This window comes from Rhodoferax sp. OV413 (assembly GCF_945881795.1).
Lineage (GTDB): Bacteria > Pseudomonadota > Gammaproteobacteria > Burkholderiales > Burkholderiaceae_C > Allorhodoferax.
The window spans coordinates 1-9471 of record NZ_CAMCVG010000081.1 but is presented as its reverse complement, the minus strand read 5'-3'; the positions used below and the strand labels follow the sequence as shown (position 1 = coordinate 9471).

The following is a 9471-nucleotide window of genomic DNA, read 5'->3' as shown; positions in this document are numbered from 1 at the left end:
GGCGTTAGGGCGCGGGCTTGAGCAGGGGCAACACCGGCGCCTCGTTCACTGGCACCAGGCTGCTGGGCTCGGGCTGGCCAAGCTGCTGGGCGCCGCGCATTTGCTCGTAGCGCTCGTTGGACAGTGCCTGGGTGGCCGCGGCGTCGCGCACCACCATGGGCCGCAGGAACACCATCAGGTTGGTCTTTTTGCGGCCGCGGGATTCGCCCTTGAACAGGTTACCGAACAGCGGCACATCCGCCAGCCCCGGCACTTTTTCCGCGCTGCCGGCGTATTCGTCTTGCAGCAGGCCGCCCAGTACCACCACCGCGCCGTCCTCCACCAGCACGTTGGACTCGATGGTGCGCTTGTTAGTGGTGGGGCCGTTGGCCGCGTTGGCGGTTGCGGCCAGCACGCTGGAGACTTCCTGAAAGATCGCCAGCTTCACTGTGCCGTTTTCGCTGATTTGCGGCTTCACTTTGAGCGTCAGGCCCACGTCCTTGCGCTCAATCGTCTGGAACGGGTTCACCGTACCCGAGCTCGCGCCGGTGTTGGTGAACTGGCCGGTCACAAAGGGCACGTTCTGGCCGATGACGATCTTGGCCTCTTCGTTGTCCAGTGTCAGCAAATTCGGTGTGGAGAGCACATTGCCGCTGCCCGACTCCTCCAGAAAACGCGCCAGAAAGCCCAGCACATAGACACCGTTCGTCTTGTTGGCCACGCCCAGGTTCCCGCCCCGACCCGGCGTCACGGTGCCGGACGCCCCTTGGGTGGCCAGGTTGATGATGTTCTTGCCGCCGGCGCCGAAGTTGGTGCCCAACAGACCAATCACCCCATCGCCTGCATTGCCCAAGGCACCCTGCCACTGGATGCCGAACTCGGCCGCCTTGTCCGCGCTGACCTCGGCAATCAGGCTCTCGACGAACACCTGCGCGCGGCGGGCGTCGAGCTTGTCAATGACGGCGCGCAGCTGCCGGTATTGCGGCTCGCTGGCGGTGATGATGAGCGAGTTGGTGGCGGGGTCCGCCTGAATCTGGCCGCCGGTGCTGGGCGCCGCCGCCACTCCCAGCGGCGCGGAGCCGCCCGCTGCGTTGCCGCTGCTGCCGGTGTTGAGCGAGCCCGCCGTACCCACGGCATTGCCCGCGCCTGCGGCCCCTTGTCCGCCCCCGGACCCGTTCCCAAGGCTGCCGGTGGCGCTGATGGCCGCGCGCAGGGTGGTGGCCAGCTGCACCGCATTGGCGTTTTTGAGGTACACCACGTAAATATTGCCGGCCGCACCATTGCTGCCCGACTGCGCCTGGTCGAGCTTGTCAATCAGGCTGCGGGCCAGCGCCAGCCGTGCCTGATTGCCCGCCCGCACGATGAGCGCGTTGCTGCGCGTCTCGGCAATGACCGTGGTCCTGAAGCCCGACTCGGTGCCGCCGCCTCCCGCTACCGGCGCACCGCCGGAGGCTGCGCTTTCCAGCAGCCGCAGAACCAGTGGCGCCAAATCCGCCGCGCTGGCGTTTTTGAGGGGGATGACCTCGACATCGGTGGCGTTGGGCACGTCGAGTGCCGCCACGATGCGCGAGAGCCGGCGCAGGTTGTCGGCATAGTCGGTGATCACCAGCGAGTTGGTCGCGGGGTTCACGTTGATCGGATTGTTCGGGTTGATCAAGGGCCGCAGCACGGCCACCAGGTTGTTGGCGCTCTCAAATTGCAGCTTGATGATTTGGGTGACCAGCTGGTTGCCAGGCGTGCCCGCGGTGCCGGCATCGCTGGCCGCCACGCCGCCGGCCAGTAATTTGGCGTCGGCCTCGGGAACGACTTTGTCGATGCCTTCGGCCTGCACCACCGCAAAGCCCATGGTGCGCAGCACGGCCAGAAAGTGGTTGTAAGCCCGCGCCGGCGACATGGGACTGTCGGAGACCAGCGTCATCGTGCCTTTGACGCGTGGATCGACCACCACATTGCGGCCGGTGATGGTGGCGATGGTGCGGGCGACGGCTTCAATCTCTGCGTTGCTGAAATTCAGGGTCACCGGCTCCATGCGCCGCGCAGGCTGTGCCGCTTGGCTTGTTTGCGCCCAGGTTTGAGGAATAAAAACTGCCAAACCGCAGGCCAATACTGCGCCAGCTGCTATGAATTGCATAGCTTTTGTGGCGGCGCGGTGTGGCGGAGGCAGACGGTGCAATGGCATTCCTTAACCCAGGTGAATCAGTGAGCGTGCGCCTTGGCGCTGCCCGATGATATTCAGCAAATTGGAAAGCGCGTCCTCCAGTCCCTCGGCGGCGCTGGCTTCGCCGTCAAAAACAAAGCGTCCGTCTTGCAAACTGCCCTGTCCCTGTAGCCGTAGCGCGCCCTCGAGCGTCGACATGGTGAGGGTGACGGGGGTGCCCTGTAGCCCCAGCCGGTAGCTCCCCACCGGCCGCAGGGTCGAGAGGCTGGTGCTCAGCCCCAGCACATCGAGCTGTGCAAACCCTTGCATCACCACACCTTCCGCGCCCACGGTAGCACCCAGTTGGCGGCTGCTGAACTCAATCTGGCCTTGGGGTTGCAGGGTGTTCCACGGCACGCCCAGCCCGCTCAGCAGGTCTGCCGGCAGGCGCAGGGGCTCAGTTGCGGGCAGGTCGGATGTGCGCATTCGGGCCGATCGGCCGTCCGTCACCAGATCCCACCGCCACGGCTGGCGCAGGCAGCAACTCGCCGTCCAGCTCACCACCAGGCCCGGTCCATCAGCCTGCCACTGCGGGCGCAGTGTCCATTCCAGCCGGCTGGGCAGGGCGCTGCTGCCCAGCATCAGCTGGGCGCTACCGTCCCACAGAGTGCCTTGCGCCTTGTGCAGCGTGAGCGCCGCGTGGGGGGCCGACGTTGAGCCATCCCTGAAACCATGTAGGGAACCCGCCAGACCATGAGCCAACCAGCGCGCCGGCGCAAACACCAAGGCCGCCACCAGCAGGCCCGCCGCTGCGCCGGCGCAGGCCCATATCCAAGGCGTGCGGCTGCGCCGGGGCTTCATGTGCCTGGAATGCATGGAAGGCGAGGAGGAGGCCATGGAAATCAGCCCCCGTCGGGCGATGCCGTCAACGTGAATGTGACCGTGCCGCTCCAGGCGCTGCCCTGGCGCTGGAGTTGCGCATGCGAGGGCAGCATGCGCGCGTCGCGGCGGGTGCGGGCCAGCCACTGGGCCAGGTCTGCGGCGTCCACCCCTTGGAAGGTTACCACCGCCAGGCCGGGGCCTTGGTTGTGGTTGAGTTGAAGCTGCCCGCGGCCGCCCAGGTTGGCCATACTGCCCCGCAGGGCGGCCTCTAGCGCACGGGGGTTGGCTGCGGCTTGGATGGCGCTTGGGTCGCGCAGGCTTTCGGCGCGGGCTTGCAGTTCCTGCATAGTGCGCAGCTGGGCGTCCAGTGCGGCCCGCTGCGCGGGGTAAGCCTGCACCGTGCGCCACGCCGGCGCGATTCCGGCAACCCACAGCACAGCCGCACCCACCAACGCCAGCGCCGCAACCACCAGCCGTCGCTCGCGCGCAGGCCGCCGTGCCCACCACAGTGTCAAGCGGCTCATGGGCTGACCACCCATCGGGGGCCATCTGCGCGCAGCCGGTAGCTGCGGGCCTGCAGCCCCTCGCTCATAAGCGCACTGCTGCCGGGGAGCGCTACCCCTTCTGACATGTCGAGCCGCAACTCGCCCGCTACAAACTCCATAGCTAGTGGCGCAGGTTCGGCGGGCGATACAGCACCAATAGCTTCCAAAATACGCTCCAAATCGCGGCTCTGGGCCTGCCCGCTGCCGGGGCCGAGTGCGTCGACCGCGCGTTGCATTTGCAGCGCCGCGTCCACCACCACCGGCGTGTACGGGAATGTTGTGAGCAGCACGGACTGAATGACGCTGCGCTGGGCGGCCAGCGCCTCCCGGGCCTGCCAGGCCTGGGCGTTCAGGCCCGCCAGTTGCACCAGACACAACAGCCCCAGCGCCCAGCGGGCCGGCCGCCATGCGGATCCCTGCCACAGCACGAGTGCCGCCTCGGTGGCGCGGCGCAGGCGGGCGCTGCGGTTGGCAAATTCGTCGCTTGCCAGGTCCCAGTCGGCAGCCGCGCAGGCTTGCAGGCGCTGTGTGCGGGCTTGAACCTTGGCCTCGCGGCGCAGCAGTCGCTCGGCCAGCGCGGCGCAGGCGGGCTCAGCCCATAGGGGTGCCTGGTCGGCCCAGCCGGCGGGCAGGTGCAGGGCCGCGGTGGCGTCTGCGCCGCCGGCAGGTCCTCGGGCGAGGCTGGCGAGGTTTCGACGGTGCACGCCGTCGGTGTCGCTCCAGACGAGTTCGGCGGCGTCTTCGCTGCCGGTGATCCAGAGCGGGCGAGGCAGTTTCAGGGTGTTGGCTGTTTCGATTTCGGGGCTGGGAGCCTCGCGCACTTCGGGCGCCCATTCGGGCACGATGCGCTGCACCCTGTGACCAGCGCGGGTCAGGGTGTCCATCACGCTGCGCAACCAGCTACGCTGGCACACCGCCACCCAGTGCGGGCCAGGGGAGTCGCTGCGGGCTTGTAAGGAGAGGTGCAGTTGCGCTGGCTCGTCGAGCAGCTGGTCTTCCAGCAGGCCTTCGAGCACCGCGCGCAGCCTGGCGGGGGTGCGGGGCTGGCCGCTGCGGCTCAAGAGGCCGGGCGGCAGGTTGACACGGTGCCACGACAGCGCGCCCGCCGGCACCACCAGCACCGTGCCATCTCCTCCGGCCGGGGGCGGGTCGTTCCATGCCGCACCGTCAAGAGCGTGGGGCGTGGGGGGCTCAACAAATAGCGTCCGCATGGTGCTTTCATTGTACGGAGGCACCCTGCGGCGCCTCACGCTGCCTGAGCAGGGGTTTGACCACCAGCCCATCGCGCTGCAGCAGGGTGCGCTCCTGCGTGACGAAGCTGCCCAGCCGCAGGCGGGCGCGCACCTCAAAGAAACGCGAACTCACGCCGTGTAACGCTTCGCTGAACGTGGTTTCTGGCACCTTGATAGCCTGCGCCGCCTCGGCGAGGTTGGAAAGGGGCGATCTGGCGCGCGCCGTCAGCAGCTCCTGGATCTGGTTACTGTCCAGCCCCGGGATGGCCGCCATCAGCACCGGCAGGGGCGCGGTGTTGATGTTCAGTGTGCTGCGCTCGGGCAGCATCGCCACATAGGGCTGTAGCCGGGCAATCGTCAGAGTGGATAAACCCAGCCAGCGCAGCTGCTCCAGACTCTGCGGGGCCAGGGGCTTGGGGCCGGGGGGGGCGCCTTCGGCGCTGGGCTGGGTTGCCCGCAAGTTGAGCGCTAGCAGCTCCAGCTCTGCCTGCGGCAATTGCAGGGCCACAAACAGCCGCCGGAAGGCCCGCAGGCTGGGCTCGTGGACTTGGCGTTCCAGCAGCAAGTTGTTGATGTTGAGGCGACCTTGCAAATCGCTGATGCCGCCCGAAAGATAGGCGTTATGCAGGGCCTCACTGGACGTGACGCCCTCGTCGTCCCCCGTGCCATTTGCTGCGCTCGCCCTCAGAAAGCTGCTCAGCTGCGCCTCCTGCAGGGTGATGGCCCACGGCTCGCCCAGATGGTCTGCGCCACCGGAGCGGCCGTCTTCGCGCAGGATGAGTCGTGCCCAGTCGGCGGCGCCCTGCAATACCCAGGCGGCTTGCACGCGGGCGCGCTCTGCCGCCGCCACATCGTAGGCGCGGGCCTGCTGCCTCAGCGCTGCTGTGCTGAGTGTGGCGACCAGCGCCATCAGCAGCAGGGCGGTCAAAATCGCCGCGCCGCGCTGTCGCATACCGCGGCGCCTCATCGAGCAGCCCCGGTCAAGATGGGGCGGGCCCAATCCCGCACAAGGGCGCCGGCCAGCGGGTGCGGCGCCGGAAGATTGAGAACCAGCCGCACCCCGTCGGGAACGACCGATGCATCTTGCGAATCGGTGCTGGAGAGCGGGTTGCTCCACGTCCCTCCACGAAAGAAAAACACCTGCCACGACGCCAGCGCGACTACCGACACCTCGCCTGCAGCAATCTGCGCCCCTTGGCTCCACGCGTTGGCCGCCGCCCAGGCTGCTTCCCAGCCCTCGCGGGTCTGCACCGGGGGCGACTGCCAGCGCAGCCAACGCGACTCACCGCCCCTTTCCGCGCGGGTCCACGCCACCACCACTGCCCCCTCGCCGGGCTGCGTGCTGCTGCGGGTCAGGCGCAGGGTGCGGCCGTCCCATTCCAGGGCGCGTGTCGTGGGCAGCTCTGCCAGCGCGTTCAGGTCGGCCGCCCACTGGTTCAGGCCCGCCTCGGTGGTCAGTACGGCGTCGTTGTGGCTGCGGTTCACCGCCATGGCCTGCTGCATGCCGCCCAGCGCCTGCCATCCTATGGTGGCCATCAGCGCCATTACCGCGAGCGCGACCAGCAACTCAATCAGCGTGAAGCCCCGCACGGTGCGCATCAATACCGTCCCACTACGGTGTTGAGCTGCAATAAATCCACGCCGCCCTGCGCCACCCGCGCCTCAATGCGGCGAAAGTTGGGGTTGGGCGTGGGCTGCACCAGCAGACGCAGTTGCAGCGTCTGGCCGGCCTGCGGGCAGTCGCGTTGGGTGTCGCCTACATCGGGCAACTGCCGGCTGAGGCGGACCTGTACCAGTGCGTTTTCGGCGCACAGCTGCGCCAGTACGCGGCCGGTCTGCCGCTCGGTGCTGCGGGTCATGGTGGCGCTGGCGCGCAGGCCGGCCATCAGAGTCACCGACACAATGGCCAGCGCCACCAGCACCTCTATCAGGGTGAAGCCGCGGTGTGACCGGGCTGTGTTGGGGCGGGTCATAGCCTGCGCTGGAGGTGACCGGCTCAAGGGCCGGGGGGTGCGTTCTGCACCTCGAAGGCGCGCAGCCCGTCGGTGCGGATCCAGCGGCTGCTTCCCGGCGACTCGCGGCTCCACAGGCGCAGGCTCTGCGCCCCGATGACCGGCTCGGGGCCGAGTACCAGCGGCGCGGCGCTCTGTGCTTGTAGGGCCGGGTGCGACCAGGCTTGCCTGCGCGGGGCGCTGCCGCCGGTGATTTCAAAACCCTGCGGCGTGGCACGCCACCGCAGCGCCACGCCACTGGCGCGGGACTCTGCTCGGGCCGACTCCAGCGTCGCCACCAGCGATTGCGCCTCCCGGTCGAGCAGGTTGTGCGCCGTGTCACGCAGGGCGAGCGCCACCGCGGCGGTGGCAACGGCCACAATGGCCACCACCACCATCAACTCCAGCAGGGTAAAGCCGCGCTGGCGGAGTCTTGGCCTGAGCGGCGGGGCGGGCTTACCAGTTGCCGATGTCGGCATATTTGCCTTCGCCACCGGCCTGGCCGTCTGCGCCGAAGGACATCACATCGACCTCGCCCCTGACGCCGGGGTTAAGGTACAGATAAGCGCGGCCCCACGGGTCGGCGGGCAGTTTGTCAACGTAGACCCGCCAGTTGGTGGGGGCAGGTCCCGCTGCGGGGCGGGCCACCAGCGCCTGCAGGCCCTGTTCGGCAGTGGGGTAACGCTGGTTGTCGAGCCTGTAGAGCTTCAGGGCTTGCGTGAGATTGGCGATGTCGGTCTTGGCGGCGGTCACGCGCGCGTCGTCCGCCCGGTCCAGTACATTGGGCACGATCAGCGCAGCCAGCACGCCGATGATGACCAGCACCACCATCAGTTCAATCAGGGTAAAACCGCGGTCAAGGGCGCGTTGCAGCTTGCGCTGCAGGCGTTGTGTAGAGAGCATGGTGGACATGGTGTGGCGGCCTTGGCGCGGGGCGGTGATAGAAGTGCGTTCAATGATAATGCTGCGATGGTTTCCCAAGCGTCCGTCTGGCCCCCGCGCATTGCTGCCTTGGCGCTGTCCATGGCGGCAGCGCTCAGCGTGGGGTATTGGGGCCTGCATGGGGAAATCTCTGCCGACACGGTGGTGCCTGACACCTCCGGCACGGCGGGCGCGGCGGGCGGGCAAGCCATAGACAGCGCTGCCGTGGCCCGGGCGCTGGGTGCTGTCGACCCGGCCGGCGCAGCCTCAGCCCCAAGCGCTGACATCTCGGCCGATGCTGCGAGATTTGTACTCTCCGGTGTATTGGGCCAGGCGCGGGCCGGCAGCGCCCTGATTGCGGTAGATGGCAAACCGGCCAAGCCGGTGCGCCTGGGTGAGGGGGTGGTAGATGGCTGGACGCTGCTGCGCCTGGAGGCCCGCAGCGTGGTGCTGGGGCAGGGCGGCGCAGAGATAGAACTCACCCTGCCGCCGCCGGCGCAGGCTGCAAGGCTAGATAAAAAAGCGCCCTAGTCTTTACACGCAAATTTTGCATACTTTAGTCCTCTAGCGCCCGCCCATTAAGCGCAGGCAGCTATCATTTTTGCAAAAACATGCGGTAAACCGGGTTGTCGGTTTCTTCCACATAGGGGTAGTTCAGCGTTTGCAAAAACTTCTCGAAACCGGCGTCATCGGCGGCCGGCACCTGCATTCCGACCAGAATGCGGCCGTAGTCGGCGCCCTGGTTGCGGTAGTGAAAGAGGCTGATATTCCAGCCCGGCTGCATCAGGCTCAAAAACTTCATCAGCGCGCCCGGCCGCTCGGGGAATACAAAGCGCAGCAGCCGCTCGTCTTGCGCGAGGCTCGAGATACCGCCCACCATGTGGCGCACGTGCTCTTTGGCCAGCTCGTCGTGGGTGAGGTCCAGAGTCTTGAACCCGTTTTTCTCGAAGTTTTTGGCCACCTTGGCCGACTCGCCCTTGCTTTGGGTCGTCAGGCCCACAAACACGTGGGCACGGGCCGCGTCGCTGATGCGGTAGTTGAACTCGGTCACGTTGCGCGTGCCGCCGGGCAAGTCACCAATCAGCGCGCAAAAGCGCCGGAAGCTGCCTCGCTCTTCGGGAATAGTCACCGCAAACAGCGCCTCGCGCTCTTCGCCCACCTCGGCCCGCTCGGCCACAAAGCGCAGGCGGTCAAAGTTCATGTTGGCGCCGCACAAAATCGCGGCATAGGTCTCGCCCTTGGTTTTGTGCTCGGCCACGTACTGCTTGATAGCCGCCACCGCCAGCGCGCCCGCCGGCTCCACGATGCTGCGGGTGTCCACAAAAATATCCTTGATGGCCGCGCACACCGCGTCGGTGTCCACCGTCACATAGGCGTCCACCAGGTCGCTGGCAATGCGGAAGGTTTCTTCGCCCACCAGCTTGACCGCCGTGCCGTCGGAAAACAGCCCCACGTCGGACAGCGTGACCCGCGCGTGCGCGTCCACCGACTGAATCATCGCGTTCGAGTCGTTCATCTGAACGCCGATCACCTTCACGCCCGGCGCCACCGCCTTGATGTAATTCGCTACCCCCGCAATCAGCCCGCCGCCGCCAATGGCCACAAACACCGCGTCGATGCCCGGGCCGGTTTTGTTGCCGGTTTTGTGGCCGGACTTGGCGGCCTTGTCGGCGCCCAGCGTCTGCACCTGCCGCATGATTTCCATGGCCACCGTGCCCTGGCCGGCAATCACGTCGGGGTCGTCAAAGGGGTGCACAAAGGTCATGCCCTCTGTTTTTTGCAGG

11 protein-coding genes are annotated in these 9471 nt (G+C 67.3%); 1 reads left to right on the top strand and 10 read right to left on the bottom strand.

The window, feature by feature from the left end:
- Window positions 1–4: 4 nt before the first annotated feature.
- Genes gspD through gspG form a run of 9 tightly spaced genes read right to left on the bottom strand, consistent with a single transcriptional unit; the run spans window position 5 to window position 7678 of the window.
- Window positions 5–2110, bottom strand: a complete 2106-nt coding sequence (gene gspD / locus Q0O05_RS09790; RefSeq protein WP_293662552.1) for a type II secretion system secretin GspD — start codon at window positions 2108–2110, stop codon at window positions 5–7.
- Window positions 2111–2161: 51 nt separating this feature from the next.
- Window positions 2162–2992 carry a type II secretion system protein N gene (gene gspN, locus Q0O05_RS09785; protein ID WP_293662550.1) on the bottom strand — a complete coding sequence of 277 codons (831 nt, stop codon included), beginning with the start codon at window positions 2990–2992 and terminating at the stop codon, window positions 2162–2164.
- A 26-nt stretch (window positions 2993–3018) separates the two neighbouring features.
- A complete protein-coding gene (gspM, locus tag Q0O05_RS09780; RefSeq protein ID WP_293662548.1) occupies window positions 3019–3522 on the bottom strand; it encodes a type II secretion system protein GspM in 504 nt (167 codons plus the stop codon).
- Window positions 3519–4754, bottom strand: coding sequence for a type II secretion system protein GspL (gene gspL / locus Q0O05_RS09775; protein ID WP_293662546.1), 1236 nt, complete (start codon window positions 4752–4754; stop codon window positions 3519–3521). Before gspL ends, gspM begins: the two co-directional genes overlap by 4 nt.
- A gap of 7 nt (window positions 4755–4761) precedes the next feature.
- Window positions 4762–5727 (bottom strand): type II secretion system minor pseudopilin GspK, encoded by a 966-nt coding sequence (gene gspK / locus Q0O05_RS09770; protein WP_293662544.1) that lies wholly within the window; start codon window positions 5725–5727, stop codon window positions 4762–4764.
- A gap of 11 nt (window positions 5728–5738) precedes the next feature.
- Complete coding sequence (locus Q0O05_RS09765) at window positions 5739–6374, bottom strand: prepilin-type N-terminal cleavage/methylation domain-containing protein (RefSeq protein ID WP_293662542.1); 636 nt, start codon at window positions 6372–6374, stop codon at window positions 5739–5741.
- Window positions 6374–6748, bottom strand: coding sequence for a type II secretion system minor pseudopilin GspI (gspI, locus tag Q0O05_RS09760; protein WP_293662540.1), 375 nt, complete (start codon window positions 6746–6748; stop codon window positions 6374–6376). Before gspI ends, Q0O05_RS09765 begins: the two co-directional genes overlap by 1 nt.
- A 23-nt stretch (window positions 6749–6771) precedes the next feature.
- On the bottom strand, window positions 6772–7245 hold the full coding sequence (locus Q0O05_RS09755) for a prepilin-type N-terminal cleavage/methylation domain-containing protein (protein ID WP_293662539.1): 474 nt from the start codon (window positions 7243–7245) through the stop codon (window positions 6772–6774).
- Complete coding sequence (gspG, locus tag Q0O05_RS09750; RefSeq protein WP_293662538.1) at window positions 7223–7678, bottom strand: type II secretion system major pseudopilin GspG; 456 nt, start codon at window positions 7676–7678, stop codon at window positions 7223–7225. Before gspG ends, Q0O05_RS09755 begins: the two co-directional genes overlap by 23 nt.
- 57 nt (window positions 7679–7735) lie before the next feature.
- Here gspG and Q0O05_RS09745 point away from each other — a divergent pair, with 57 nt between their 5' ends.
- On the top strand, window positions 7736–8218 hold the full coding sequence (locus Q0O05_RS09745) for a general secretion pathway protein C (protein WP_293662536.1): 483 nt from the start codon (window positions 7736–7738) through the stop codon (window positions 8216–8218).
- A 64-nt stretch (window positions 8219–8282) separates the two neighbouring features.
- Here Q0O05_RS09745 and ilvA read toward each other — a convergent pair.
- Window positions 8283–9471, bottom strand: a 1189-nt coding sequence (ilvA, locus tag Q0O05_RS09740) for a threonine ammonia-lyase, biosynthetic (RefSeq protein WP_293662535.1), incomplete at its 5' end; no start/stop codon positions are given.